At 62.2% G+C, this 25861-nt stretch carries 23 protein-coding genes; 19 read left to right on the top strand and 4 right to left on the bottom strand.

Annotated elements, in window-relative coordinates; all coding sequences use genetic code 11:
* Positions 1-196 precede the first annotated feature (196 nt).
* From G489_RS19840 to G489_RS21805, 3 genes are read left to right on the top strand one after another with little or no spacing between them, the layout of a single operon-like run.
* The gene (locus G489_RS19840; RefSeq protein WP_162142418.1) at positions 197-997 is read left to right on the top strand and encodes a glycoside hydrolase family 16 protein; all 801 of its coding nucleotides are present in this window, start codon (positions 197-199) and stop codon (positions 995-997) included.
* Positions 997-3360, top strand: a complete 2364-nt coding sequence (locus G489_RS0109290; RefSeq protein WP_029041321.1) for a phosphotransferase — start codon at positions 997-999, stop codon at positions 3358-3360. Before G489_RS19840 ends, G489_RS0109290 begins: the two co-directional genes overlap by 1 nt.
* Entirely contained in the window at positions 3344-5179 is a 1836-nt protein-coding gene (locus G489_RS21805) for a hypothetical protein (protein WP_029041320.1), read from the top strand. Before G489_RS0109290 ends, G489_RS21805 begins: the two co-directional genes overlap by 17 nt.
* Before the next feature lie 30 nt (positions 5180-5209).
* Here the strand turns inward: G489_RS21805 and G489_RS0109280 are convergent, their stop codons facing one another.
* The 3 genes from G489_RS0109280 to G489_RS0109270 all read right to left on the bottom strand — a co-directional run bounded on the left by G489_RS0109280 (position 5210) and on the right by G489_RS0109270 (position 8583).
* On the bottom strand, positions 5210-6427 hold the full coding sequence (locus G489_RS0109280; RefSeq protein ID WP_081691485.1) for a flavin-containing monooxygenase: 1218 nt from the start codon (positions 6425-6427) through the stop codon (positions 5210-5212).
* Positions 6428-6549: 122 nt separating this feature from the next.
* On the bottom strand, positions 6550-8097 hold the full coding sequence (locus tag G489_RS0109275; RefSeq protein WP_162142417.1) for a helix-turn-helix transcriptional regulator: 1548 nt from the start codon (positions 8095-8097) through the stop codon (positions 6550-6552).
* A gap of 186 nt (positions 8098-8283) precedes the next feature.
* Complete coding sequence (locus tag G489_RS0109270) at positions 8284-8583, bottom strand: hypothetical protein (protein WP_029041317.1); 300 nt, start codon at positions 8581-8583, stop codon at positions 8284-8286.
* Between the two features lie 156 nt (positions 8584-8739).
* On the opposite strand from G489_RS0109270, the gene G489_RS0109265 reads away from it, so the two are divergent.
* Genes G489_RS0109265 through G489_RS0109225 form a run of 9 tightly spaced genes read left to right on the top strand, consistent with a single transcriptional unit; the run spans position 8740 to position 17826 of the window.
* Complete coding sequence (locus G489_RS0109265) at positions 8740-9900, top strand: mandelate racemase/muconate lactonizing enzyme family protein (RefSeq protein ID WP_029041316.1); 1161 nt, start codon at positions 8740-8742, stop codon at positions 9898-9900.
* A 21-nt stretch (positions 9901-9921) separates the two neighbouring features.
* Positions 9922-11091, top strand: a complete 1170-nt coding sequence (locus tag G489_RS0109260) for a M24 family metallopeptidase (RefSeq protein WP_029041315.1) — start codon at positions 9922-9924, stop codon at positions 11089-11091.
* 50 nt (positions 11092-11141) lie between these two features.
* A complete protein-coding gene (locus G489_RS0109255) occupies positions 11142-12581 on the top strand; it encodes an amidohydrolase family protein (RefSeq protein WP_029041314.1) in 1440 nt (479 codons plus the stop codon).
* A gap of 52 nt (positions 12582-12633) precedes the next feature.
* The gene (locus G489_RS0109250; protein WP_029041313.1) at positions 12634-13722 is read left to right on the top strand and encodes an NAD/NADP octopine/nopaline dehydrogenase family protein; all 1089 of its coding nucleotides are present in this window, start codon (positions 12634-12636) and stop codon (positions 13720-13722) included.
* Positions 13719-14609 carry a dipicolinate synthase subunit DpsA gene (locus G489_RS0109245; protein WP_029041312.1) on the top strand — a complete coding sequence of 297 codons (891 nt, stop codon included), beginning with the start codon at positions 13719-13721 and terminating at the stop codon, positions 14607-14609. Before G489_RS0109250 ends, G489_RS0109245 begins: the two co-directional genes overlap by 4 nt.
* Complete coding sequence (locus tag G489_RS0109240) at positions 14606-15952, top strand: dihydroorotase (protein ID WP_029041311.1); 1347 nt, start codon at positions 14606-14608, stop codon at positions 15950-15952. The genes G489_RS0109245 and G489_RS0109240 overlap by 4 nt, the downstream gene beginning before the upstream one ends.
* Positions 15949-16638: a hypothetical protein gene (locus G489_RS19825; RefSeq protein ID WP_051332480.1), complete on the top strand. Its 690-nt coding sequence runs from the start codon at positions 15949-15951 to the stop codon at positions 16636-16638. The genes G489_RS0109240 and G489_RS19825 overlap by 4 nt, the downstream gene beginning before the upstream one ends.
* Position 16639: 1 nt before the next feature.
* A complete protein-coding gene (locus tag G489_RS0109230) occupies positions 16640-16840 on the top strand; it encodes a 2-hydroxymuconate tautomerase (RefSeq protein ID WP_029041310.1) in 201 nt (66 codons plus the stop codon).
* On the top strand, positions 16837-17826 hold the full coding sequence (locus tag G489_RS0109225; protein ID WP_029041309.1) for an isochorismatase family protein: 990 nt from the start codon (positions 16837-16839) through the stop codon (positions 17824-17826). The genes G489_RS0109230 and G489_RS0109225 overlap by 4 nt, the downstream gene beginning before the upstream one ends.
* A gap of 110 nt (positions 17827-17936) precedes the next feature.
* Here G489_RS0109225 and G489_RS0109220 read toward each other — a convergent pair whose 3' ends face one another.
* Entirely contained in the window at positions 17937-19265 is a 1329-nt protein-coding gene (locus tag G489_RS0109220; RefSeq protein ID WP_029041308.1) for a cytosine deaminase, read from the bottom strand.
* 271 nt (positions 19266-19536) lie between these two features.
* On the opposite strand from G489_RS0109220, the gene G489_RS19820 reads away from it, so the two are divergent.
* The 7 genes from G489_RS19820 to G489_RS0109185 all read left to right on the top strand — a co-directional run.
* Positions 19537-20292, top strand: coding sequence for a GntR family transcriptional regulator (locus tag G489_RS19820; RefSeq protein WP_051332479.1), 756 nt, complete (start codon positions 19537-19539; stop codon positions 20290-20292).
* 36 nt (positions 20293-20328) lie between these two features.
* Positions 20329-20796: a RidA family protein gene (locus G489_RS0109210; protein ID WP_029041307.1), complete on the top strand. Its 468-nt coding sequence runs from the start codon at positions 20329-20331 to the stop codon at positions 20794-20796.
* Positions 20796-21827, top strand: a complete 1032-nt coding sequence (locus G489_RS0109205; protein WP_029041306.1) for a CobW family GTP-binding protein — start codon at positions 20796-20798, stop codon at positions 21825-21827. Before G489_RS0109210 ends, G489_RS0109205 begins: the two co-directional genes overlap by 1 nt.
* Before the next feature lie 263 nt (positions 21828-22090).
* Positions 22091-23071: an ABC transporter substrate-binding protein gene (locus tag G489_RS0109200; protein WP_029041305.1), complete on the top strand. Its 981-nt coding sequence runs from the start codon at positions 22091-22093 to the stop codon at positions 23069-23071.
* A gap of 7 nt (positions 23072-23078) precedes the next feature.
* Positions 23079-23918, top strand: a complete 840-nt coding sequence (locus tag G489_RS0109195; RefSeq protein ID WP_029041304.1) for an ABC transporter permease — start codon at positions 23079-23081, stop codon at positions 23916-23918.
* A gap of 57 nt (positions 23919-23975) precedes the next feature.
* Complete coding sequence (locus G489_RS0109190) at positions 23976-24779, top strand: ABC transporter ATP-binding protein (protein WP_029041303.1); 804 nt, start codon at positions 23976-23978, stop codon at positions 24777-24779.
* A 195-nt stretch (positions 24780-24974) separates the two neighbouring features.
* Positions 24975-25861, top strand: an 887-nt coding sequence (locus tag G489_RS0109185; RefSeq protein WP_029041302.1) for an NAD(P) transhydrogenase subunit alpha, incomplete at its 3' end; no start/stop codon positions are given.

Below are 25861 nucleotides of genomic sequence, written 5' to 3'. Positions count from 1 at the left end.
CGGTCACACCCTGCGCACTCTCAAACGCCCAGATAACCAGGCATCCCGGCACATGCAGCGACCCAGAATTTCGTACCCGTCAAGCTCGCCCACGCTTTTCAACCGGGTTCTTTTTGCCGCTCGCGAAACTGCTCGAATTTTCTTCAAGATTTATCGGTCGGTCCCGGCCCGCGCCTATGTGTGGCTGGCGGTGGCCTTGCTGCTGTCAGGCCTGGGTGTGTTCGGCTTCCTGCGCTGGTCAGAAAAGATCCCGGGCCCCATGGCCGATGGTGGCGACTGGCGGGCGGTGTTTGCAGACGAATTCTCCGGCAGTTCACTCGACACCGGCCGGTGGACATACTGCTATTGGTGGAACGACGGCGGCTGCACCAATCTCGGCAATAATGAACTCCAATGGTACGTGGAGCGGGGCGTTGAAGTGTCCGACGGCGTGCTGCGTCTGATTGCCCGCGAGCAGGACATCGACACGCCTCAGGGCGAATACGCCTATACCAGCGGCATGGTCACGACCGGCCGCTATGGCGATGAAGGCGAGGACGCTTTCAGTTTCACCCATGGCTATGTCGAGGTTCGGGCCAAGGCGCCGGCCGGGCAGGGCCTCTGGCCTGCAATCTGGATGCTTCCTTCCGATCAGCGCTCGACGCCGGAAATCGACATCATGGAGATGCTGGGGCACGCGACCGATACGCTCGAGATGCACTATCACGTGCGGGTCGCGGACGAGAAACGCTCCTTTGGCAGCGATGCGCTCGTGCCCGACCTGTCGGCTGACTGGAACGTCTACGGCGTTGAATGGCGGGAAGACGCGATCATCTGGTTCCTCAACGGCGAGGAGATGTGGCGCTTCGAAGACCGACGGCTCATCTCCGACGAGCCGATGTACCTTTTGATCAATCTGGCAGTGGGTGGCGACTGGCCCGGTGACCCGGACGAAGACACGCGCTTCCCGGCCAGTTTCGAAATCGACTACGTCCGCATCTGGCAGGAGGCCGGTTGATGGTCGACGCTCCGACCACCGCAGCCCCCCGGCACGACCTTGCCCCGGTCAAGGTTTCGGGTGGCATAGCGGGCTGGATTCTCCGGCGCACCAGACTGGCCTCGCTGGCCGGCAATGGTTTGGCGCTTGTTCTCGCCGTTGGCATCTCGTCGGTGCTGGGTTTGTTGTACTGGATGGTGGCAGCACGATTGCTATCGCCTGCCGAGGCCGGAATTGGCGCCACGCTTGTGGCCACGATGATGGGCCTTAGCCATGCGGCCCAGCTCAATCTTCGCAACATTGCCCACCGCTTCCTGCCTGCTTCCGGCCGTGACGCACCGCGTCTCATCCGGCGGCTTTATGCACTGGCGGGCGTGGTCGCGATTGTCCTGGGCCTGGGCTTCGTTTTCGGGGCCGGGCACTGGGCGGAAGATCTCGCCTTTGTCTCCCGGTCGCCACTGGTCGCGTCGGTCTTTATCGCCGCGCTCGTCGTTTGGACGCTCTATTCCATGCAGGAAGCGATCCTGACTGGATTGAGGCTCTCCGGGCTGGTCCCCGTTCAAACGCTGACATACGCAATCGCCAAGATCCTGCTTGTCTTCGCGCTGGTGCTTTGGGTTTCACAAACCGGGCTTGCGGTGCTCGCCGCCTGGGTCATCCCCGCCGCGGTGCTGGGCCTGGTGGTCCACCGGATGGCGCGTCACGAACTAAGCCAAGGCGAGGTCTGGCAGGCCGCGCCGACCGAGGTCATCGATCGCGGGCACTTCTTCCGGTTCTTCGGCTGGGACTATGCCGGCAGCCTGGCGACCAGCATCGCGCTCGCGGTGGTTCCGATGCTGGTGATTTCCATTTCCGGCGCGGCAGCGAGTGCGCATTACCAGATCGCCTGGTCGATTGCCTATTCCCTCTATCTCGTCGGTCGGCAGTTGGGGGCGGCGTTGCAGGCTGAGGCCGCACTCTATCCGGATCGGCGCCAGAGCATCTACGCCAGCACTTTCGCCTACGCGCTGGCGCTGGTGGTGCCGGCCTGCCTGGCCCTGTTGGTTTTTGCCCCCTGGATCATGCTGCTTTTTGGCGAGGCCTATGTGGACCAGGGCAGCCATGTGTTGCGGATCTTTGCGCTTGCCGCGGTGCCGCTGACGCTGGTGACCGTTGGCCTCGCGGTGGCAAGGGCTGAAAAGGCCTATCCGCTTCTGACTCTGGTGCAGGTCCTCACGCTCATCGCGACGGTCGGCCTCGGTGCCGTCTGGCTCCAGCAGTTTGGTGTCGGTGGCATGGCATGGGCCTGGCTGGCGGCGCACACCATCGCCCTCGCATTCATGGTGCTCTATGCCCTGCGCCGAACCGGCGTCGCCGCACTGCCGGCCTTCGGCATTGCATTCGTCGATGCCTCAATCGGTGCCGTCAGAATGGTTCTGACCCGGCTGAATGACCTGCGGGGTGGACGGATGTTCAATGGCCACCCCGCCATGGAGCAGGGGCTCAGCGGGGCTTCGGTCCAGCGTGTGACACGTGATGGGCGTCCCATCGTCGAAAAGCAGGCCACAACACCCCGCGCGATCACTGCCCTCAAAGCCGAGAGCAATGCCCTGCAGCAATTGCGCTCGGATGTGCGGTCGGCTGCCCCAATCGATCTGCTGCCTCAGTGGCTTGGTTTTGACCTCGAAAAGGATGATCTGTCGCGGGAAATCAAGGCGAGGCTCGCCATGTCCGCCATGCCGGGCAAGCGCGTTCATCCCGACGCCGAACGGGCCGTCTCGGTGTGGCAGGCGGCTGCCAGGGCCGTGGCGGCCCTGCGGCAACTTCAGAACGCGATCCCGGGATCGCGTGCGACGCCCGACACATTTGCCTATTGGGTGCATGACGCGATGGACGAACTGCGCAAGCGCTTTTCGGTGCGCCCAGACACACGGGCCGGACGTTGTCTCGCGCCGATGGAACAGGATCTCGCGCAACTGGTCCGTGATCACCCCGCTGAGACGGGGCTTGGTCATGGCGATTTCTGTCTCGACAATGTGTTGTTCGATCCCGAAACCGGTGACGTATCCGCCATTGTCGATTGGGGGCAGTTGAGGATGGACGCCCCCGTCTGGCTCGATCCGCTCTTCATGATCCTGGTGACGCGCAGCAATGTCACCCAAAGCCAGTTCGGGGTCGCGGTTGCCGATCTGCTGCGCCGGCCGGTTCTGACCGGCGCCGAAGCTGCGATGCTGGACGACGTTCGGCTCGCCTCCGATCCTCGATTGCTCCGTGCCGCGGTCCTGCTTGCCTGGGTCCATCACATCGCCGCCAACACCGGAAAGTCTGAGAGCTACCGGGCGCAAAGCTACTGGTCGCTTGTCAATTTCAACTATGTGGTCCGCGCCTATGACCATGTCCGCTGACATCGCTGCCCGGCGGCGGCAATACCGCCTGGCATTGAGCCAGTCGCATCACGCCCGCCCGGCTGCCTGGTGGCGGTCGGTGATTTGCCTCGGCCTGCTCGTGGCCAGCATGGCGCTGTGGTGGGCAGGGCTTGGCTATGTCGATCCTGCCAGGATGGGCGGGCTCGGTCTGGTTACGATCCTCCCGACCATGCATTTCGCGGGGCTGGGGCTGGTCATTGTCGGCTTCGTCGTCAGCGTTGGCGGTGAGCGGCCTGTACGCGTCTTGCCGGCACTTTTTCTGGGCGTACTGATTGCCTATCTGCACGCCACCCCGGCGATTGCCTATGAGACCCTTCGCTACTCCTGGGCGTGGAAGCATATCGGCGTCATCGATTTCATCATGCGCACCGGGTCGCTTGATCTCGATGCCCAGTTCCTCAGCGCTTATTTCAACTGGCCGGCCTTTTTCGCCGGCGCGGCCTGGCTGGCTGCTTTGCTCGGCCTCGGCCCGCTCGAGATCGCCAACGCCGCGCGATTCTTTCCGATCCTGCTCAATCTGGGATACGCCGCCCTTTTGCCGGGCATCTTTTTCAATCTCGGCGCAAGCCGGCGCATGGCGCTGGTCGGCACGGCGCTGTTCATCCTGGGCAACTGGGTGGGGCAGGACTATTTTTCGCCGCAGGGCACGGCCTTCCTTTTCTATCTCGCCGTCGTCTACCTCGCGACAGGGGTATTGGCGCTCGAGCCCGCCGGGTGGCGCATGCGGTTCTACGGTTTGATTGCAAGGAACACCGGATTTGAGATTGTCACCGGCAGGACGCGATCGGACCGTTCGGGAGCGGCACTGCTCGGCATTTGCGCCCTGGTGCTGATCGGGCTGATTATCGCCATGCACCAGTTGACGCCGCTGCTGGTGCTTTCGGCCACCTTCGGACTGTTCGTCATCGGGCGCTTGCGGATCGACTTGTTCGTTTTTGCCCTGCTCGCCGAACTGCTCTGGCTGTTCTATTTTGCCGACAGTTTCCTGGCACCCGAGCTGCGCGACATCATCGAGGGATTTGGCGCGGTCGGAGAACAGACCTTCGGGCGGCTGGTTGACCTGCACATGGTCAGCGATGAACAGCGGATTGTGGCGTTGGCTTCCCGGCTTCTGAGCGCCGGGATTGGCCTGCTCGCCGTTCTGGGCGGCATCATCCGGCTGTTTCAGCGCAAACTCGATCTGGCCGCACTGGTTCTTCTGGCAGCGCCTTTGCCGCTGGTTGTGGCCACGCCCTATGGGGGTGAAGTCATCTTCCGGGTCTACTTCTATTGCCTGCCCTTCCTGGCCTTCTTCGCCGCCATTCCCTTTGCCGGCAGACAGCGGATGGGCTTTTTGTCCGGTTTCGTCTTGATGGTTGTGATGACCGTCTTTGCGGGCGGGTTCATTCTGGCCAATAACGGCAAGGACGCCCAATACCGGTTCACGCCACTGGAGGTTGAAGCGTCAGACTGGCTCTATTCGCGGGCCCAACCCGGTGAATTGCTGATCGAGGGTGCGCGCAACTATCCCTCGCAGTTCCGCAATTACGAGAACTTCATTTACGTCCCTCTCTCTGAGGAACTACCCGAGGCCAACCAGGAGCTGACCAGCGATCCCGCCGGGCTGGTAGTGCGGTGGCTGTCCGAAGCCCAGCATGGCGGATATGTGATCATCACCCGCAGCCAGAAGAACATGTATTACAGTCTCGGCCTGCTCTCCGAAGGGGGACTGGACGCTGTGGAAGCCGCATTGCTGGCCTCGCCCGAGCTTAAGGTCGTCTTCGCCAACCGAGATGCGGCGATCTTCACGCTCCGCTAGCGCCAGGGGAGAGACAGGGATCGCGGCGCCCTACCTTTGGCGATCCGCCGATATCCAGTCTGCGACCCTGCGGGCATCGCGCCCGACACCGCCGACCATTGTCGATGACACGGCATACTGGAAATGGAGGCCCGCAAAATAGAGACCGTCCATCGCGGTAGACTTGCCGTACTGCTGACGCGGCAGGCCGCTTTCGTCGAGCACGGGCAGGTCGATCCAGTCGAAGCCTGGGTGGTAGCCGGTGCACCAGATGACGGTTGCACAGGAAATCTCGGTCCCCTCCGCAGTGACGAATTTCCCGTCTTTGAATCCGGCGATCCGGCCGACTCTGCGGACGCCAGCGGCTTCGAGCTGGCCGGGTCGGGTGCGGATCAGCGGCATGCCGTGCCCGTGCATCTTTTTGCGGAACTTCCGGCCCATGGGCGTCTTAACGGTCAGGATGCGATGAAAAAGCCCGCGCACGACAAGGCGCACGAGGATTTTTCGGCCCAAGAACCCCGAGATATCGAATGGAATATGCCCCACTTCCCGACCCGATAGCGTCACCGTGTGGGTGCCGACGAGATCCATGGCGATCTCCGCACCCGAATTGCCGCCGCCCACAAGAAGCACGGGACCATCGGGGATCTGCCCGGGATTGCGATATTCATGCGAGTGCATCTGTTTGATGTCCTCATCTACCGTGCCTGCGAACGCCGGGACGCGTGGCTTCTGATAGCTGGCCGCGGCAACAACCACCTGGTCCGCGTCAATGGTGCCACCCTCTGTTTCCACCCGGAACCGGCCATCGACCCGGTAGAGCCGTTCCGCGCGGGCATTCAGGCGCACGGGCAGATCGAACTTTCTGGCATATGCCTCCAGGTAATCGGCCATCTGGTCCTTGGTGGGAAAAGTGTCCGCATCGCCCGGAAAGCGGTAGCCGTCGAGACCGTCGAATTTTGCCGGCGTAAAGAGCCTGAGCGAATCCCACCGGTTGCGCCAGACATCGCCAATCCGTGCCGCGCTCTCGAGCACGATATGGCCAACGCCCTTGCGGGCCAGGTGATAGCTCACGGACAGCCCGGCCTGCCCGGCGCCGATCACAATGACCGCGTACCGCTCCGTTTCGACGGGGGCACGCGCTGTCGCCGATGGCGCCGGTGCCAGGTCCGGCTGGGTTCTCAGCAGGTTCCCGGCTTCCACAAGGTCCGCCGGATGCCGGTCGGCCCGCGTGCCGTTTGGCCCTGTGCCGGTGTGCGAATGAGCCATGATGCGTCTCCAGTCTGGTGATCCTGAAGACGAGGCTAGAGTGAAGGCGAAATGCCTTCATCGTGAGGATGACCCACGCGGTACGAAATTCCGGTGGGTCGTTTGGCCCATGGGCCGGGGGTTCAGATGACGCCGGTCTTGAGCGCCTTGGCCACGGCGGCGGTGCGTGAGGAGACCGCCAGCTTGCCGAGAATGTTCTCAACGTGACGGTTCACCGTTTTGGGGCTGAGACCGAGCTCGGCGGCGATGGCCCGGTTCGATCCGCCTTCTGCCATGAGAGCCATGACTTCACGTTCGCGGGCGGACAGAACGGTGTCATCCGCGCCCTCTGCCGGGGCGCCGGACAATTGCTGAATTGTCCGCAGGCGTTCGAGATCCGGCTGGGCACCCAGGTCCTTGAATGGTTTCCGGGCCGCCTCCAGTTCGAGTTTGGCATCTTCTGTGTCACCGAGTTCAAGGCACGCGCGCGCTATATCGAGTCGCAGCCGGGCGGCGAGATAGGGGGCGTCGAAACGCGACCAGAACCGGCGGGCGCGGCCAAGCGATGCAATCGCATCGGCGAACTCGCCCTCTGCTAACGCCACCTGGCCCCTGCACTGGTCGGCCACGCGGGCGAGGACTTCCGAACCGAAGGTGGTGGCAATGGAATCCATCTCGGCGCAAAGCTCCCTTGCCGCCCCCGGATCATCGCAGGCGATGAATATTTCGACGCCGGCCGGCAGCAGGAAGTGCCGTTGCGTCACGTCGGTGGTTGTATCAAGCGCGCGGCGGATCATGGCTGCCGCGTCGGTGCACCGGTCCTGGGCAAGTCGGAGCAATGCCAGTCCCGGCTGCGGGTCTATGGCGATTTCGCCAGCCCGGCGGTATTCGGCTTCCGCTGCCGCGAATTCTCCGCGAAGCCGCAATATTTCCCCGCGCCGATAAGCGGCATTCGCCATTGCAGTTTGTTCGGTTGTTCCCTTGAGGCCGCTGCCCGCGCGTTCTGCCTCTGAAAAGGCGGTGGTCCAGTCTCCCTTGAGTTGCAGAACTTCGGCTCTGTGAACCTGGCACACGCCATTGAAGGCCTTGGCCTGCGGATTGAGCCGGCACCAGTCATTGAGAATTCCGGTCCATTCCCGAGCGCGGACGATTTCAAGGATCCGGCAGCACGAAGCCACAATCTCGCAATAAACGACACCGCAAACCAGGGGCGACAAGCGCTCGGCATTGGCCAGAAGCATGGCCTCGTCGATCGGAACATATCCATCCTCAATCCGCCCCAGACGGAACAGCAGTCCACCCTTCAAACTGCCTGCAAGCGCAACGAGATCGGGATCTCCCGCGGACTCACCGAATTGCATGGCTTTGTCGGCACATTCAATCGCGGACTCAAACTCGCCCTTGCTCCGAAGCCGGTATGCTTCAGGCAAAAACAGATAGCCGCGTTGCACGCAATCCGGCGCAGTCTGTTCGGCGTGTCTGGCCGCTCGTTGAAGCCAACCGGCGCCAAGCCCGACTTCGCCGATCATCATGTGACGCAGCCCGCTCCAGAACGCGGCCCGCGCACAGGCTTCATCGTTGTTCCCGGATGCCTGTTCTTCATAAAGCCGTTCGAGCGCCGAGAGCATTTCACGGTCTCGCGCGGCGATCCCGGCGGCCCAGGCGAGCCGGTCGAGATCTTCAGTCTTCAATCGGGACTGTTTGTCAGCACGCAAAAACAGATCGGTCGCGTCCGCCCATGCGCCTCGCGCGTAAGCGTCCCTCGCGTCCTGGAGTGTCGCGTCGTCCGTCATCGCTGCCGAAAGCCTACACGAAGACATCGAATTCGGCACGGGCAATTCGCTTGCCCATGACGGATCGCGAACGAGGTTTGCGGCTTAGCCCTCGTCGCGCTCGAAGATGTGCCGCTCGAATCGGTCGAGCAGGGTGTGCATCGTCTTGCGGGCGTTTTCGAACTCGGGAGACTGCCGGCGCGCAGCAAGGTCGGCCTCGAACGCGGCCTGGTTCTCGAACCGGCACTCCCAGCGCACATCAGGGCCTTTATCGCCTTGTCGGATAAAAATCTCGCCCTCGGGCAGGCCCAGTTCCGCTCTCAGTTTGCTGGCTTTGCGCCGCTGGGCGAGCACGGCCTTCTGATTGTCCGGGGCGGCGAAGTAGTTGGTGATTTCGACGATCATTTCCTCATCTTTCCAATCGGTTGGGCGTCCGGTTGTGCGTGCGGGGCACAAGTGTGTTGACGCATGGTTTCGATGATCATAGTGTGTGATCACAGTAAGTGATCTCATTGTAGGGATGAGGTTGCGGCATGCCAACCGAAATAAGGGTGAACGACCTTGCCGACGATCAAATCCATTGAAACCATGCTGGTTCAGCTGCCCACCCGTCGCGAGCACAAATGGGCGGGGCTGACCGAAGTCATCGGGCGCTATGTGATCGTCAAGGTAACCGATAGCGACGGCCGCGTCGGTTGGGGCGAGGCGCCGGCTCTCAAGGATTGGGGCGGCGAATTCGGACGCTATTTCGGCGAATCAGCGGCCATCACCCGTACGGTTATCGATCAGTATCTGGCGCCCGCCGTGATCGGGGTCGATCTCGGGGACATGGCAACACTGCATGCGCGCATGGACGCCATCATCAAGGGCTATCCCTATTCAAAGGCCGCCGTCGAATTCGCGGTCTATGACGTCACGGGCCGTTGGCTCGATGTTCCCGTGCACATCCTGCTGGGTGGCAAGGCGCGCGATCGTGTGCCGGTGACTCACTCGATCGGCCTGATCTCCATCGAGGAAGCAGTCGCAGAAACCCGCAAACTGGTTGCGGAAGGCATTCGCACCATCAAGGTCAAGGTCGGGGTCGATCCCGAACGGGACGTGAAGATGGTCCATGCGGTGCGCGATGCGGCCGGTGATGCTGTCGACATCTGTATTGATGCCAATGAAGGCTACAAGACCCCCGGCGAGGCGGTGCAGATCATCCGCCAGATCGAGGAGTGCAGGCTCAAATATGTCGAACAGCCGGTCATGGGGATCGAGCGGATTTCGACCGTGGCGCGGCGGATCGATGCCCCGGTCATGGCCGACGAATCCGCCTGGAACGCCCATGACGTCGTGCAGATCCTCGCAGAGAATGCGGTCCAGATCGTTTCGATCTACACCACCAAGGCGGGCGGTCTTTACAAGGCCATGCAGGTCGGCGCCGTTTGTCAGGCCGCCGGCATCATCTGCAACGTCAACGGCTCGATCGAAACCGGTATCGGCAACCTCGCCAATGTGCAGCTTGCCGCCGCATCCCCGGCGGTCACCCTGTCCTGTGTGATTCCGGTCTCGGTGCCTGCCTCCCATATCGGCGATCGGGTTGGCGGCATCTACTACAAGGACGACTTCCTCACCGAGCCGATGGGTTTCGAGGATGGCGCGATCGTGGTGCCGTCCGGTCCCGGCATGGGGATCGATGTGGATATGGCCAAACTCGAAAAATACCGGGTCCAGGACTAGGAACCGGCGCAGGAGAGCTCGATGCACAAAGAAATCATCGCCAAGCAGAAGAAGGCCATGGCCCAAAGCGGGCTCGATGCCATCATTTCGGTCTCGCCGGAGAACTTCGCCTATGTGGCCGGGTTCGTGGTGCCCTCCCAGCCTCTTATCCGGCACAGGCACGCCATGGTGATCACCACCGCCGATGGCCGGGCCGAACTCTTCGGCGTCGATATGGAGGCTTCGACCATCGGGCGGAACGAGCCGGACACCCCGACGACGATCTGGGCCGAGTTCTCCGACGATCCGATGCTCGTCCTTGCCGGCCAGCTCCGTGACATGGGGCTTGAATCCGCGCGGATCGGCATCGAGATGGATTATCTGCCGGCCGGTGATTTCAACCGTCTTCAGGCCGATCTGCCGAAGGCCTGTTTCGAGCCCGCCGAACACATCCTGGCTCGCCTCAGGCAAATCAAGACCCCGCGCGAGATCGAGCTTCTGCGCAGGTTGTCCCGTATTGCCGATCAGTCGATCACCGATGCGCTGGCCCAGGTCGATGCAGGCGACAGCGAGATGGATATCGCGGGGATGTTGACCCGTAACGTCTATTCGCTTGGCGCCGAGCACTTCAAACTGCTGATCGTTGCCACGGGCGACCGCAGCGTTCTGCCCAATGTCGGCCCCTCCGACCGGGTGCTCAAGCATCGCGACGTCTGCCGCGTCGAGATCTTCTCGGTGATCAATGGCTATCAGGCCGGGGTTTGCCGCACCGCGGTTGTCGGCGAGGCGCCCGAGCATGCCGAGCGCATCTGGGCCCATCTGGTTGAGTGCAAGTATGAAATCATGGACAAGGTGAAACCCGGCGCGAGCTGCCGCGAGATCTACGATTCCTTCATTGCCAAGCTGGCCAAGCTCGACCTACCGCCGATCTCTTTTGTCGGTCATGGCATCGGCCTGCACCTGCATGAGGATCCTTATCTCGGCTTGACCCCCGAGATCGGCAAGCCCGGCGGCGATGCCGAGATCGAGGAGGGCATGGTGCTCGGTTTCGAGCCGCTCTGCTACGACACCGGTTACGGCTTCGGCATGCAGAACAAGGACATGCTGTTGGTCACGGACAAGGGCAGTGAATTGCTCTCGGACTATGCCGACACGGATCGCCTTATTGTCTGTGGCACGGCGCGCGATGGCCGCAAAACCGCTGTAGCCTGAACCCGCACAAATTGAATCGGCGCCCGGCGCCTAAAGAGGTCGGAACTGATATGCGTACCCTCATCAAGGATCTGGATTTCCTGTTCACGGTCGACAAGAACGACACCGTGCTGCGCCAGGCGAGCATCCTCATCGAAGACGACCGGATCGCCGATCTCGGTCCGGCAGATGAGGTGGCCGGCCGGGTCGACGAGAACAATGTCGACAAGGTCGTCGATGGCCGGATGCTGGGCATGTGCCCGGGCTTCGTCGACAGCCATGTGCACTTGTCCGAAACCCTGTCTCGGGCCGTGTTCCCGGATAATCTGACGACCCGCGCCTGGGTCTTCCACTGGGCCAAGCCCTTTTATGCACACATCACCGAGGAAGACGAGTTCTGGGGTGCCTCGCTCGGCATCACGGAGATGCTGCGCTGCGGCACAACCTGTTTTCTCGACATGGGGTCACAATACGACCCGGGCATCGTCATCAAGGCGATGGAGCCGACGGGGATCCGGGGGATCACCGGCCGGCATGCGGCGGACAACCGTCCCTCGGAACTGCCGCGTGGCTGGACCGAGGAAATGGCGGATCATCACTTCTTCCCCGATGCGCAAACGGCACTGGCGGAACTCGAGGCCTGTGTCGAGAAATACAACGGCGCCCTGGATGGCCGGGCCCGGTGCTGGGTGAACATCGAGGGCAAGGAACCCTGTTCGCTCGAACTGCATGTCGGCGCCGTCGCGCTCGCGGAAAAGCTCGGTGTGGGCACGACCTATCACCTGGCGACCTCCATCGAGGAAGCGAAGGTCTGCGAGAACAAGTATGGCGTCTGGCCCATCACCCGCATCGACCAGGCCGGCGGCATTCGCAAGAATCTGGTGATCGCTCATGGTTCCGCGGTCACCGACGAAGAGGTCGCGCTCCTTGCCGATCGCGGAGCGGCAGTCGCATTTTGCCCGTGCTCGTCGCTCAAGCTCGGCAAGGGCGCGTCCGCCATCGGCAAATATCCCGAAATGGTCCAGGCCGGCGTCAAGCTGGGGCTGGGGACCGACGGCGTTTCCGCTGCCGGGAATATGAACCTGATGCGCCAGATGCTGATCGTGGCCGGCCTGTTCAAGGACGCCCGCGTCCAGCCCGACATCTTCACGGCACGCGATGCGCTGCGGGCGGCCACCATCGAAGGCGCCCGCGCCCTGATGTGGGACGACGAGATCGGCTCGCTCGAGATCGGCAAGAAGGCGGACTTCATCCTCTTCGATCTCGATCACGTCGAATGGACCCCGTTCCACGATCCGCTGCAGGCACTGGTGTTCTCCGCCTCGACCGCCTCGATCACCCAGACCTGGGTCAATGGCAAACCGGCCTATGCCGATGGCAAGGTGATCGGTGTCGATGAGACCGAAATCCGCCGCAAGGCCCGCGAACTGGCTGCCGAGGCGGTCAAGCGTGCCGGCCTGCATGAAGAGGGCGTGGAAGTGACCACCACCCTTTATGACGAAGGTAACTGAGGCAGTTTCTGCGCTGTCCGGTGAGACGGACAGCCAAAGGGAGGATCACCGGATGAAAGTTGCCTTGCTCGGAGCAGGTGGCGGTGGGGCGTCGGCCCTGGTTGAACTTGGCCTTGCCGGCCATCAGGTCAACTGGTGGGCTCGGTCCGAGGAAACGCTCGATCCCCATAAGGAGATTGGCGGCGTCGACTATGAAGGGGTGTTCGGTGAAGGCCGCATGGAAGCGGCGCTGATTACCACCGCACTCGATGAGGCAATCGCCCATACCGAAGCCGCAATCGTCACGCTCCCGACAACCGCCCATGCCGGCGTGGCGCGGGCGCTGGTTGCTGCTGGCTGGCCCGCGGACAAGCCAGTCATTCTCAATCCCGGCCATACCGGCGGAGCGCTGGAATTTGCCGAGGCCTGGCGCCGTGCCGGCGGCACCGTGCCGCCCATCGTCGAGTTCTCGACCCTGACCTATGTCGCCCGCAAATATGCGCCGGGAAGTGTGACGACCACCGGCAAGGCCGGGCAGGTCCGTTCCGCCGTTCTCGGCGGAGGAGACGCGGAGCTTGAACTGGCCTCGGCACTGTTCGCCGCCGCGACCCCCGTCGCCGATGTACTCGCCTCCGACCTGTGCAACGTCAATATGGTGCTGCATGCCCCCGGCGCCGTTCTCGGCGCCTCCTGGGCGGAAGCGACCGGCGGCGACTTCACCTTTTATGTCCAGGGGCTGACCGATGGCGTGGCCCGCGTCATGGAACAGCTTGACCGCGAGCGCCTCGCCGTCGCCCGGGCGTTCGGCCATGAACTGCCGAACCTCATTGGCGAAATGCAGCGCATCGGTACTGTCGAGGCTGATGTGACCGACCTGTCCGACTACCGCGCGGCGGTATCCGGCGGGGTGGCCAATGCAAAGATCAAGGCGCCGGACTCCCTCGAGCACCGCTACTATCGCGAGGATTTCGGCCACGGGCTGCTGCCCTTCATCGAACTGGCGGCCATCGCCGGGGTCGAGGTGCCGATCGCGCGATCGCTCTACGCGATAGGCGCAGCGGCGACGGGCAATGACTATCGCAAGACCGGGCGCACGGCAGAGGCCATGGGCATTGCCGGGATGAGCAAGAACCAATTGATCGAAAAGGTTAGAGGTCAATGAGCTGGAAAGATCTGACCATCGCCGTTGTTGCCGGTGATGCCCGCGAACAGGAAATCGCCCGCTGCGCCGTCGCAGCCGGCGCCAAGGTGCGCGCTTTCGGCTTTCCCTGGCCCGACGGCGGCATCGACGGTGTCTATCATGCCAGCGACGCGGCAGACGCGCTCAAGGGTGCGGATATCGCCCTGTTCCCGATCCCCGGCATTACGCCTGAGGGTGCACTGTTCGCGCCGAAATGCCCTGAGAAGATCATTCCCGATGCCGAAATGCTGTCCGGCATGAACAAGCCCGGGCACATCATTCTCGGCTGGGGCGATCCCAACCTCAAATCCCATGCCGAAGCGCTGGGGATCACGCTGCATGAATATGAGTGGGACGTCGACCTGATGTTGCTTCGGGGCCCTGCCATCGTCGAAGGCGTGCTCAAGGTCATCATCGAGAATACCGACATCACCATCCACAAGGCCAATATCTGCCTTGTGGGGCAGGGGACCATCGGCACCCTGTTGACCAACACCCTCATCGGGCTCGGCGCCCATGTGCATGTTGCCGCGCGCAACCCGGTTCAGCGGGCCGCCGCTCATGCGGCGGGTGCGACCTCGCACACGCTAGAGGAACTGCCCGATCTCCTGCCGGATATGGATATAGTCATCGGCTCGGTGCCCAAGCAGCTTGTCGCCGGTGACTTGCTCGACAAGCTCGCGCCCGGTGCGCTGTTGGTCGACGTTGCGGCCCCGCCAGGCACCATCGACCGCGATGCTGCCACGGCAAAGGGAATCAAGGCGATCTGGGCCCGCGGCATGGGTTCGCGGGCGCCGGTGACGGTCGGCCGCAGCCAGTGGAGCGGCATTTCGCGCCGCATCGAAGAGATTATGGAGAACGCATCATGAAGGTGGATCTGGTCGTCAAGAATGCGCGCGTGGTGCGCCACGATGGCGAGTTTTTCGGCGGTGTCGCGGTCAGCGATGGCAAGATCGTGCTGTCGGGCGCCAATGATGCGCTGCCCGACGCGACCCGTGTGATCGACGCCGAAGGCAAGGTACTGATCCCGGGTCTCATTGACCCGCATTGCCATCTGGGCGTGAAGTTCCCCTATGACGAGGATATGCGCACCGAGACGGCCGCTGCGGCGTCCGGCGGTGTCACAACGGCGCTCCTCTATATCCGCAATCTCAAGGAATCCTACCTGCCCTTCTACAAGGAGCGGCGCGACATCGGCGAGCAGAACGCCATGATCGATTTCGGCTTCCATTTCGGCATACAGCGCGAAGAACATATTGCGGAAATCCCCCAGATCGTGGCCGAGACCGGGGTCAAATCCTTCAAATGCTATTTCGGCTACGAGCCGGACAACCCCATCGGCATCGTCCCGGCGACCGATGGCTGGGTTTATGCCGCCATGCGCATACTCGCCGACATCCCCGGCGGTGTGATCAACGTGCATTGCGAGAACACCCAGATCGCCTCCTGGATCAAGAAAGAGATCGCGGCGACGGGTCGCCAGGACCTCGGGGCCTATACCGAATCCCGCCCGGCCTTTTGTGAAGTCGAGACCATCCGCCGGATGATCTTCCTCGCCGAGCGCACCGGCTGTCCGCTCCACCTGGTGCACACCTCGGTGGGCATGGGGCCGGTTCTTGCCGCTGAAGCGCAGTCCAAGGGTCTCAACGTGACCGTCGAGACCTGCCCGCACTATCTCACCCGCACGTGCTACGATGAAGATCTCGACATGCGGGCCAAGATCTCCCCGCCGCTGCGCGACCGCAATGAGCTCGAAGGTCTCTGGGCCGGCATGCAGAACGGGTCGGTCTACAGCCTTGGCACCGACCATGTGCCCTTCTTGCCGAAGAAACTCGAAGACATCTGGACCGAATTCCCTGGTGTTGTCAGCTTCCCCTGGGAACTGGCCCTGATGCTGCATTTCGGTGTGCGTGAGCGCGGCCTGCCGCTGTCCCGTCTGGTGCAGCTCAATTCCTTCAATCCGGCCCGCCGCTTCGGCCTGTGGCCGCGCAAGGGCGATATCGAGGTCGGGTTCGACGCCGATATGGTGCTCATCGATCTCGATGAGGAACGCACCGTCGAACATACCGGCAAGGGCACCTGCATCTATGAAGGCTGGAAGCTCAAGGGCTGGCCGGTGACGACCATATCGCGCGGCGAAGTCGTCTATGAAAACGGCGAAGTCACTGACAATCTCTATGGCCGCGGCCGCTGCGTGACGGTGCCTGCATGACACCCGGACGTCCCGACACGGCAGGATTGGAGCTCGCGGGCCGCATTCCGCTGATGCGCGAAAGCGAGCCCGTCGAAGCGCTCGTTGCCTCTCTGGCTGAGCGTGCCGGCACCTATCGTGCCGAGCGTCTGTCGGGGCTGCATAATCCCTGGGGCTTTGCCCATGGGCTGACCGACCCCTGGCCGTTCCTCGATCTGTGCGAGAGCCGCGAGGTGGTCGAGTTGGCCACCGGTCAAATCGGGCCGGATGTCCTTTTGTGGGACAGTGAGCTGTTCACCGATCCGACCCGGTATCGGGACTTTGTGGAGGTGGGCCGGGAAGGGCGCTACTGGCCGGTGGAGCCGCTGGTTGGGGCGCTGGTATTGGTTTCGTTCGGGCCAGGGGGCAGGCAGATGACCGGCGTCCGGCTCGATACGTTGATGGAACAGGGCCTGCCCGCCATCGACATGGACAGCCCGCTTTACGTCATTCGGTTGATGTCCGCGCAAAGCCATTTCGTTCGCGATCCTGATCATCCCGCGCATCAGGCCTGCATGCGCGAGCAGGTGCTCATCAACTTTGTCGAACGACCCCTTTGGCTGCTGGGCGGCGAAAACGCCGGCGGCAGCGATCTGACACGCGGTTTTTCGCCGGCGACCCCGACCTGGGCCCGGTCGGCCGCACATGGTTCAAACGAGGAGAATTGAGATGCCCTTTGTTGTTGTCGAGATGTGGGAAGGGCGCACCGTGGAGCAGAAGCGCAACCTGGTGCGCGCGATCACCGACGCGATGGTCGAAGAGGCTGCCTGCAAGCCCGAGCACCTGCATGTGGTGATCCACGAAACCCCCAAGGATAGCTGGGGCCGCGCTGGCGTCCTCGGTATCGATATGGAGGAGAACAAGAAATGAGTCTCGACCAGCTCGAAGCGCGCCATTCCGCGCTGCTCGTCATCGATCTTCAGAACGCCTTCATTCACAAGGAAGGCACGCTCGGCGTTTCCGGCGTCGACACCGATCGGCTGTCTTCGATCGTCTCGCCGCTGGCCGACATGATTCCCAAGTTCCAGGAAGCGGGCATCCCCGTCATCTGGACCGTGCAGGAACATTTCGCCCGCGACCACAGCCGCGCCCGCAAGAAGCTGGCCGGGCACACCGCCAAGCGCAAACAGGTCTCGGCTCTCGCCGGCACCTGGGACGAGCAGATCGTCGACGAGCTCAAACCGCTCTCGGAGGTCAATCCCGAGTTTGTCATCCGCAAGCACCGTTTTGGCGCGTTCTATGAGACGCGGCTCGAAATGATGCTGAAAATGCTCGGCACCCGGCATCTGTTCGTCACCGGTGCGACCACCAATGCCTGTGTCGAAACCAGCATTCGCGAGGCCTATCTGCGCGACCTCGATGTCGTTGCCATCGATGATTGCATCTCAGGGGTCAATGGCGATTGGGAGGCGACGGCAAAGCAGGTCTGGCAGCAATACTTCTGCGAAATCTCTGATTCCGCTTCCGTTTCGCAGTGGGTGGCCGACCAGCGTGAGCCGCGGGTGCTCGAATATGGCCACCAGCTCATCATGGTCGATGACATGGACAAATCGGTGGAATTCTACACCGGCCAACTCGGGTTCACGATCCGCCCGGCCAAGCCGCTCGCCGATGGCCGTCCCTTCACCGCCTTCCACCAGGGCATCGCCCTCATCAATGGCCGCGAAAGCGGACACCGGCAGCTCGATCACATCGCCTTTGAGGTCAATGATGTGCGCGCCATGTCCGACAAGCTGAAAAAGGCCGGTGTGCATTTCTTCAACGAGCTGCATGACGGGCCCTACGGCCTCACCATCTACATTGCCGATCCCGACGGGACCAAGATCGAGCTTTACGAGACAGGCGCGTCCGCCTGAAGCCTGGGCAGCGCACCTCCCCCCTACCCGGGTGCGCTGTCCTTTTCTCCCCCTGGAGCGGTCCTCCCTGCCCGCTCAAGGACTGGCCGGACGTTCGCGTCCGGCCCTTTTCATTTCACGAGCGGATCGAGTTCTCGATAGTCGGGCAGGGTGGTTTCATTCGGCCGGCCGGCCTTGAGGACGATGCGATTGCTTTCGGGACGCGAAAGCACCTCGTGCCACGCCCGCCCTTCGAAGATGATGCAGTCCGCCGACCCGCCCACATCGAGCCGTCCATGCCCGGCAAGCCCCATGGCCCGCGCCGCACGGTGCGTGGCCGCACTGATCCAGTCGCCATGCGGATGATCGAGCTGCAGGATGCGGGTAGCCTCGCGAAACGTCTCGAGCATGTCGAGATCGCCATAGGCGAAGAACGGATCACGGGTATTATCGGACGCGACGGCCGTGTTCACGCCGGCATGCGCCAGTTCCTTGAGCGCTGTGACGCCGCGCAGCCGCGGCGTGCGGGCCGGGTCTTGCCGATCCTGCAGATAGAGATTGCACATGGGCAGGCTGACGACCGATAGCCCCCCTTCGGCGCATTTGCCGATGATGCGAGCGGCATCGGGGGGCGACAGTTGGGCCAGCGAACAGCAATGCCCGACCAGAACCCTATCGCCATAGCCGTGCCGCAGGGTGGCATCCGCAATGACCTCGAGCGCTCTGGCGCCGGGATCGAGCGTTTCATCGGCATGGAAGTCGAGCCGTAATCCGCGATCTTTCGCCGCCACGAACAATTGCTCGACATGAGATACGAGGCTGTCGCAGGGATAGGCGACGGCTCCGAGCGCGCCATCGGCCTTCGCCACAACCGAGCACAACCGGTCGAAATGCTCTGTATTCCCGACCATCTCGATGGGGATGAGGGCGGCGGCTTGCAGGTCGATCCGCCCGGCCCATTCGTTTCTCAAGGCCTCGAGGACCGGCCAAGAGATTTCGAGCTGGCCGGGATGTGAATCGAGATGAGTCCGGATCGCGCCAGTGCCATGATGGAAGGCGGACTTTAGTCCGAACTCCATCCGCTGACGGACATCGTCGGCATTCCAACTGGCCTCCCTGTCCGCCTTGACGGTTGAAAGGGCGGTGCCGAACGTCCCGTTGGCCATTGGTGTGCGTGGCAGGATATGCCCCTTGTCGAGATGAGTATGGCAATCGACCAGCCGGGGAAGGATCATGCGCCCTTCAAGATCGACAAAATCCTTTGCCTCATCCTCGGAAGTGGTTGGAGTGTTGTCCTTTTCAATGCGGTGGAACTGACCTTGCACGACTTCGATGATGACTTTTGAGACAAGGCTCGATCGGTCACCGGAAAGGGCCTCGCCGATAACGCTGTTCGGCAGGCAAGCATTGGTGAGTACGAGGGGGCGGGTCGGATCGCGGTCGCGCAGTATTGAGCGCAAACGGGCCTGATCGAGTCTTGGAAGGGGGGTTATCAACCTGTGTGAACTCCTCAAATCTGTGAAACCGGGCCCGACTTTGCTAGACTCGGCACGCCCATTCCCGCCTGTCGCCCGCGCTCGCTCTGCACCCGCGCCAAGCCGATCCCGCCGAATTTGGTGCGCAACCTTGCTGTTTGCGGGAAATTGGCCTATTGATCACATTGTGAGATCACACTTGGGAATGTCAATCGGCATCCCCATTTCGATTGCAGGAGCACGCAGGGGGAAGCAGATGCCGAGCACGACAAATTCGACCAAGGAGACAACCGCCAACGGAGCGAAAGCGCCGCCCAAGAAGGAGCGGCGCCAGGTTCACGAACGGGTCTTCTCCCACATGCGGCGCGGTCTGATGATCGGCGCCTTCCTGCCCGGGCAGTCCATGAGCCTCAGAAAGCTCGCCGAACGCTTTGGCACCAGCCCGATGCCGGTGCGCGAAGTGCTCAGCCGCCTGGTCACGGCCAATGCTCTTGAGGAAATGCCCAGCGGCTCGGTGCGCGTGCCGCGGCTCAACAGTGAAAAGCTCGAGGATCTTTTCTCGGTGCGCGAATTGGTCGAGGGAGCCGCAGCGGAGCGCGCGGCCGGAAACGTGACACCGGAGCTGATCGCGACTCTGCACGACATCAACAACCGCCTGATCGAGACCATTGAGAAGCGCGATATTCTGGGGTCGCTGTCTCTCAACCAGGAGTTTCATTTCACGCTCTATCATGCATCGGGCTCGGACGTGCTGATGCCGATGATCGAGTCGCTGTGGCTGCAGTTCGGACCGACCATGTACATGTCGCTGCTGATTCCCTCGGTGCCCTGGAACGCTGAAGATCACGAGCGGATCCTCACTGCGCTTGAGAAAGGGTCCGCGACCGAGGTCAGGAAGGGCATCGTCCACGATATCCGCACGACGCGGGATGCTTTGCTCAGCGTGTCGAGCGAACACGGACTTGCTGAACTGCCCTTCGTCTCGAGCGCTGAATTCTCCATGAACTACTGATTGAACGTCCAACTGAGATCCAAGGAAGACCGCTTTATGTCCGGAACCGTCAAGGCAAGACTGGCTGAACTCGGCATCGACCTGCCCGAAGCCAAGCCGCCTTTAGCCAACTATGTGCCGGCCCGCCGCACCGGCAACACCATCTATATATCCGGACAGGTGCCTGCCGTCGGCGGCGCGGATCAGTTCACCGGCAAGCTCGGGCGCGAATTCTCGGTGGAGGAAGGTCAGGCCGCCGCCCGGATTTGCGCCATCAATATCCTGGCGCAGCTTTCCGCTGCGCTCGATGGCGATCTTGACCGGGTAACCGCCGTTGTGCGGCTGGGCGGCTTCATCAATGCCGACCCCGAATTCACCGACCATCCCAAAGTGCTCAATGGCGCCTCCGACCTGATGGTCGAGGTATTCGGCGATACAGGCCGCCATGCCCGCGCAGCGGTCGGGGTCTATTCCCTCCCGCGCAATGTTCCGGTCGAAGTGGACGCGATTTTCGAGATCGCCTGATGACCGGGAAGACCACCGCCGCACCGGATCCGAGGCGTCCCGTCCATATTCTGACGGGGTTCCTCGGCAGTGGAAAAACCAGCCTGCTCCGGCATTGGCTGGAGCAGCCCGATTTTGCCGATACGGCGGTGATCATCAACGAATTCGGCGAGGTCGGCCTCGATCAGCTTCTGGTTCACGAGGTCAGCGAGGACGTGGTTCTGCTGTCCTCCGGCTGCGTGTGCTGCACGGTCGGGGACGATCTGGTCTCAAAGCTGATCGAACTCGACGAGCTGGCCGCCTCGGGCCAGATCGCCCCGTTTGGCCGTGTCCTAATTGAAACCAGCGGCCTTGCCGATCCGGCGCCGATCGCAACCGCCGTCATGGGGGAAGCGCGGCTGGCCCGGCTCTTCCGCCTCGGCAGCATCATCACGACGATTGATGCCGTGGCCGGCGCAACCAGTCTCAAGCGCCATGTCGAGGCGCGGCACCAGCTCGCGCTCGCCAATCATGTGATTCTCACCAAGGCGGATCTGGTGGACGAGGGCGCCCAGGCGCCTCTCAAATCTCAAATCGCCAGCATCAACGGCGTGGCCGACATCTCGGTTTCGAACCTCGGTCATCCACCGCCGGCCGATCCGCTCTTTTCGGCCCAAACGTCCGCCTTCGACGCGCTGGGTGAGCTCGGCGGGAATCACGGGGGTAGTCATGGTCATGACCATGAGCACAGTGACGATGTCGGGAGCTTCGTGGTTGAAGTCGAGGGCGATCTTGATTGGGACGGTTTTGTTGATTGGCTCGAACTGCTGCTTGCCGCCCGCGGTGATTCCGTTCTCCGCGTGAAGGGGCTTCTGGCCGTGTCGGGTCAGCCGCTTCCTGTCGTGGTGCAGGGGGTTCAACACACGGTCTTTCCGCCAGAAACCCTGCCGGCATGGCCCCGCGGCGAGCGCCGGACCCAGCTGGTTTTCATCGCCAGCCATCTGACGCGCGACGCCATAGAGACGTCCCTGGCATCGGTGCGCGCGCCGCGCCTCGTTCCGGAGCAGGCTTGATCCGGCCCGGACCCGAATTTTTGAAAAATCAGCAAAAATTTCTCTTCGGTCTTTGACGCTTCAAAGCCCGAAAAACCCCGGAATTCGGGTGATTCCGGGCATTCCCCAAGGTGGGTTTCTATAATCGGTTTCGCTTGACAATCTCATTTTGTGATCACACTATGAGATCAAGAAAAACGAAGTGCCGCGTTCAAGCGGTCCAAAATCGGGTGCATTCAAGCCCCGCAATCCGGCATCATCGCCGATCGAGGAGGATTATTTCGATGAAGACACGTGCGATTATTCATGGCCTGGCCGCTGCCGCCTTGCTGGCGGGTAGTGTGTCCACTGCCATGGCAGCGGACGAGATCGACGTCCGCTTCAGTTGGAAGCTCAAGGGCGAATACGGCCTGTTCTATTATGGCCAGTCCGAAGGCTTCTATGAGGACAACGACATCACGCTGAACCTCGGCGAAGGCGCCGGGTCCCAGGCCGCGCTCGGTGCGCTGGTGCAGGGGCAGGAAGATGTTGTCGTCATGCCGGCGATCTTTGCGATCTCCGCCATTCAGCGCGGCATGCCCGTCAAGATTGCGGCGCTCTACCAGCCCGCGGCGGCAATTGCGCTGATTTCCCATCCGGACAACCCGGTGCTTGAGCCCAAGGATCTCGAAGGCAAGTCGATTGCCCATTCCGTCGGTGAAACCGGCACGTCCTATCTCGGCGTGTTCTGCGCCGCCAACAACATCGACTGCGACTCGATCAACAAGGTCCAGATGGACTCCGGGTCGCGTGTTCCGCAGTTCATCCAGCGCCAGGTCGACGCGGTCAGCGTATATATGACCAACGATCTGCCGGTGCTTGAAGCGCGCCTCGATACCGAGTTCCCGACCCTGGTCCTGGCTGACCACGGTCTGGCCGTTCCCGGCATGGCGGCCGTCGTCTCCAATGACGGCATTGCCGAAAACAGTGATGCGCTCAAACGCTTCCTGGCTGCCACGGCCAAGTCCATCGAGGCCACCCGTGCAGACCCGATTGCGGCAACCGAAGCGCTGAAATCGGTCTGGCAGGCCGGACCCGACAACGAAGTGGTTCTGGCCCAGATCGAAGCGACCTCGGATTCCATCCCTGAAGCCAGCGAGCACCCGGTCGGTTGGATCGATGAACGCCTGATCGCCAAGTCGCTCGAAATGCTTCAGACCCAGGACGATCTCGGTGAGCTGCGGCCGCTGGGCGAGTTCTACACTAATGAACTTCTGAGCGAGTGAGGGTAACGTGGCCAGAACCGATACAGCCGATATCAGTGTCGCCAAACAGCAACGGAAGAAATCCATGGCCAATGCCAAGCGCAAACGGAGCCGCGAACAATTCGCCGAACGTTATTCGGCGTTGATGCTGGCCGCCGCCATCCTCGCCATCTGGCAGGTGATGGTGCCGATTTCCGGGCTTTCGGAATTCATCCTGCCCACCCCCTGGGCCATCGCGACGCGGATCGTCAGTGAGTATCAGCTTCTGGCCACGCATGCCTATATCACCCTGTTTGAGGTGTTGGGCGGATTTGGACTGGCCGTCGTGGTCGGTGTCACGCTCGCCCTCACCATCTTCTATTCCAAGCCCTTCGAGCGGGCGATCTATCCGCTGCTCGTCGCCATGCAGACCATCCCGAAAGTGGCTCTCGCGCCGATCCTGGTTCTTTATCTCGGCTATGGCTGGGCACCCAAGATCACCCTGGCGTTCCTGATCGCCTTGTTCCCGATCGTGATTTCGACCGTTGTCGGGCTTCAGTCCCTTGACCGAAATCTGGTCAGCCTTGTCCGCTCCATGGGCGCCTCGGAGATCCAGACTTTCTTCAAGGTCCGCTTGCCCGCAGCGCTGCCGAACATCTTCGGCGGGTTCAAGGTTGCCATCTCCTTGTCGGTGATCGGCGCGGTGATCGGTGAATATGTGGCTGCCGAACGCGGTCTGGGTTACCTGCAGCTTCAGGCCAATTCCCTGTTCGATACCACGCTCAACTTCGCCAGCGTGGCCACGATTTCGGCCCTGGGCGTCACACTCTATTTCCTCCTCGACTATGTCGAGGGCCGGGTCGCCTACAAGCGCGACGCCGCCAAGTAAGTCAACGGCTGGAGCGGCACCGCCGCTCCCCCCGCCAAGCAATCAAAGGCTAGTGTGATGAATATGACGGCACAGCACAAAGGCGCCGAGATCGGCATCTCCCAACTTTCCAAGGTCTATCATACCCGTGAAGACGAGGACATTCTCGCTCTCGACAACATAGACCTGACCATCGAGCGCGGCAGCTTCGTTGCCGTGGTGGGCCCCAGCGGCTGCGGCAAGAGCACGCTGCTCTCGCTTCTCGCCGGCCTCATCCCGCGCTCCAGCGGTGAAATTTCCATCGACCGGGAAACGATCTCCAAGCCGCATCCCAAGATCGGCGTCGTGTTCCAGCAGGACCTGCTGCTCTACTGGCGCACCGTGATCGACAACATCCTGCTCCCGATCGAGATCAAGAAGCTCGACATCGCCAAATATCGCGACCATGCGGAGGAACTTCTGGAACAGGTGGGGCTTGGCGGCATGGCCAAGAAGTTCCCCTCCGAACTCTCGGGTGGCATGCGCCAGCGCGTGGCCATCTGCAGGGCCCTGATCCAGGAGCCGGGTCTGCTGCTCATGGACGAGCCTTTCGGGGCGCTTGACGCCCTTACCCGCGAGCAGATGATCATGGACCTGCAGTCCATGTGGTCCCGGTTGGGCAACACGGTCCTGTTCATCACCCATGGCATCGATGAAGCCGTGTTCCTGGCCGACCGCGTGCTGGTGATGTCACCGCGCCCCGGCAAGATCGACCTCGATCTCAAGATCGATATGCCGCGTCCGCGCAAATGGGCCGAGACCCATGAGGATGCGACCTATCACGGCTATGTCCGCGAGATCCGCAAGATCTTCGAAGCCAAGGGCATCCTGGTCGCTCACTAGAAGCATCGTGCGAAAAGGCGAATGCCGGTTTTTCGCGAATACGATGCGGCCATAAAAAAATAGAGCGCCAGCGTGATTTAACGAATACGCATGGCGCTCTAGACCGACCGGTTTCCTCACCTCACAGACTGCTTCGGTGCTGACCTTCAGCACCGCCAGGCGAGGTGTGTCTGCCGTTCTGGGAAAGGATCGCAAATGAGCATTGTTGTTTCGGCTTTGTCGGAGACGGATGGGGGAGAGCCCCGCGTGGCGCTGACCCCGGAAATCGCCAAACGGCTTGCGGGCCTTGGGGCCGAGGTGCGGATCGAGAAAGGCGCGGGCGGTGGCTCGCGCATACCCGACGGGGATTACGAGGCTGCTGGTGCGAGTGTCGGCACGCGGGCATCGGTGTTGAAAGATGCGGATGTGCTGCTGACGGTGCGGCGGCCTGTGGCGAAGGATCTGGCGGCGCTGAAGAAGGGCGCCCTGGTGATCGGCATGCTCGATCCTTACGGGCATGAGGACGAGGTGGCGGCGCTGGCCAAGTCTGGCGCCAACCTGTTCACCATGGAATTCATGCCGCGGATCACGCGGGCCCAGGTGATGGACGTGTTGTCCTCCCAGGCCAACCTTGCCGGCTATCAGGCGGTGATCGAGGCGGCGTGTGCGTTTGACCGGGCGATGCCGATGATGATGACGGCGGCGGGCACGGTGCGCCCGGCCAAGGTGTTCGTGATGGGGGCCGGTGTGGCCGGTCTGCAGGCGATCGCGACAGCCAAGCGGCTTGGCGCGGTTGTGAGCGCGACCGATGTGCGGGCCGCGGCCGGCGAGCAGGTTGAATCGCTTGGCGGCAAGTTCATCATGACCGAGGCTTTGAAGGATGCCTCGGGCGAGGGCGGCTATGCGCGCGAATTGACCAAGGACGAGCAGGCGGCGCAGGCCGAACTGGTGGCGGCGCATATCGCCAAGCAGGATATGGTGATCACCACGGCGCTCATTCCGGGGCGTCCGGCGCCGAAGCTTGTGAGCAAAGAGATGGTGGCCTCGATGGCGCCGGGATCGGTGATTGTCGATCTGGCGGTCGAGCGGGGCGGCAATGTCGA

Origin of the sequence: Cucumibacter marinus DSM 18995 (assembly GCF_000429865.1) — a bacterium.
Classification (GTDB): domain Bacteria; phylum Pseudomonadota; class Alphaproteobacteria; order Rhizobiales; family Devosiaceae; genus Cucumibacter; species Cucumibacter marinus.
Note: the sequence above shows the minus strand (reverse complement) of the source record. Positions and strands in the feature narration are given on the sequence as shown.

Excerpts from the sequence above, each read along its gene's own strand:
- G489_RS0109290 (WP_029041321.1), top strand. The coding sequence starts at position 997 with ATGGTCGACGCTCCGACCACCGCAGCCCCCCGGCACGACCTTGCCCCG.
- G489_RS21805 (WP_029041320.1), top strand. The coding sequence starts at position 3,344 with ATGACCATGTCCGCTGACATCGCTGCCCGGCGGCGGCAATACCGCCTG.
- G489_RS0109280 (WP_081691485.1), bottom strand. The coding sequence starts at position 6,427 with ATGGCTCATTCGCACACCGGCACAGGGCCAAACGGCACGCGGGCCGAC.
- G489_RS0109270 (WP_029041317.1), bottom strand. The coding sequence starts at position 8,583 with ATGATCGTCGAAATCACCAACTACTTCGCCGCCCCGGACAATCAGAAG.
- G489_RS0109260 (WP_029041315.1), top strand. The coding sequence starts at position 9,922 with ATGCACAAAGAAATCATCGCCAAGCAGAAGAAGGCCATGGCCCAAAGC.
- G489_RS0109255 (WP_029041314.1), top strand. The coding sequence starts at position 11,142 with ATGCGTACCCTCATCAAGGATCTGGATTTCCTGTTCACGGTCGACAAG.
- G489_RS0109250 (WP_029041313.1), top strand. The coding sequence starts at position 12,634 with ATGAAAGTTGCCTTGCTCGGAGCAGGTGGCGGTGGGGCGTCGGCCCTG.
- G489_RS0109245 (WP_029041312.1), top strand. The coding sequence starts at position 13,719 with ATGAGCTGGAAAGATCTGACCATCGCCGTTGTTGCCGGTGATGCCCGC.
- G489_RS0109240 (WP_029041311.1), top strand. The coding sequence starts at position 14,606 with ATGAAGGTGGATCTGGTCGTCAAGAATGCGCGCGTGGTGCGCCACGAT.
- G489_RS19825 (WP_051332480.1), top strand. The coding sequence starts at position 15,949 with ATGACACCCGGACGTCCCGACACGGCAGGATTGGAGCTCGCGGGCCGC.
- G489_RS0109230 (WP_029041310.1), top strand. The coding sequence starts at position 16,640 with ATGCCCTTTGTTGTTGTCGAGATGTGGGAAGGGCGCACCGTGGAGCAG.
- G489_RS0109225 (WP_029041309.1), top strand. The coding sequence starts at position 16,837 with ATGAGTCTCGACCAGCTCGAAGCGCGCCATTCCGCGCTGCTCGTCATC.
- G489_RS19820 (WP_051332479.1), top strand. The coding sequence starts at position 19,537 with ATGCCGAGCACGACAAATTCGACCAAGGAGACAACCGCCAACGGAGCG.
- G489_RS0109210 (WP_029041307.1), top strand. The coding sequence starts at position 20,329 with ATGTCCGGAACCGTCAAGGCAAGACTGGCTGAACTCGGCATCGACCTG.
- G489_RS0109205 (WP_029041306.1), top strand. The coding sequence starts at position 20,796 with ATGACCGGGAAGACCACCGCCGCACCGGATCCGAGGCGTCCCGTCCAT.
- G489_RS0109200 (WP_029041305.1), top strand. The coding sequence starts at position 22,091 with ATGAAGACACGTGCGATTATTCATGGCCTGGCCGCTGCCGCCTTGCTG.
- G489_RS0109190 (WP_029041303.1), top strand. The coding sequence starts at position 23,976 with ATGAATATGACGGCACAGCACAAAGGCGCCGAGATCGGCATCTCCCAA.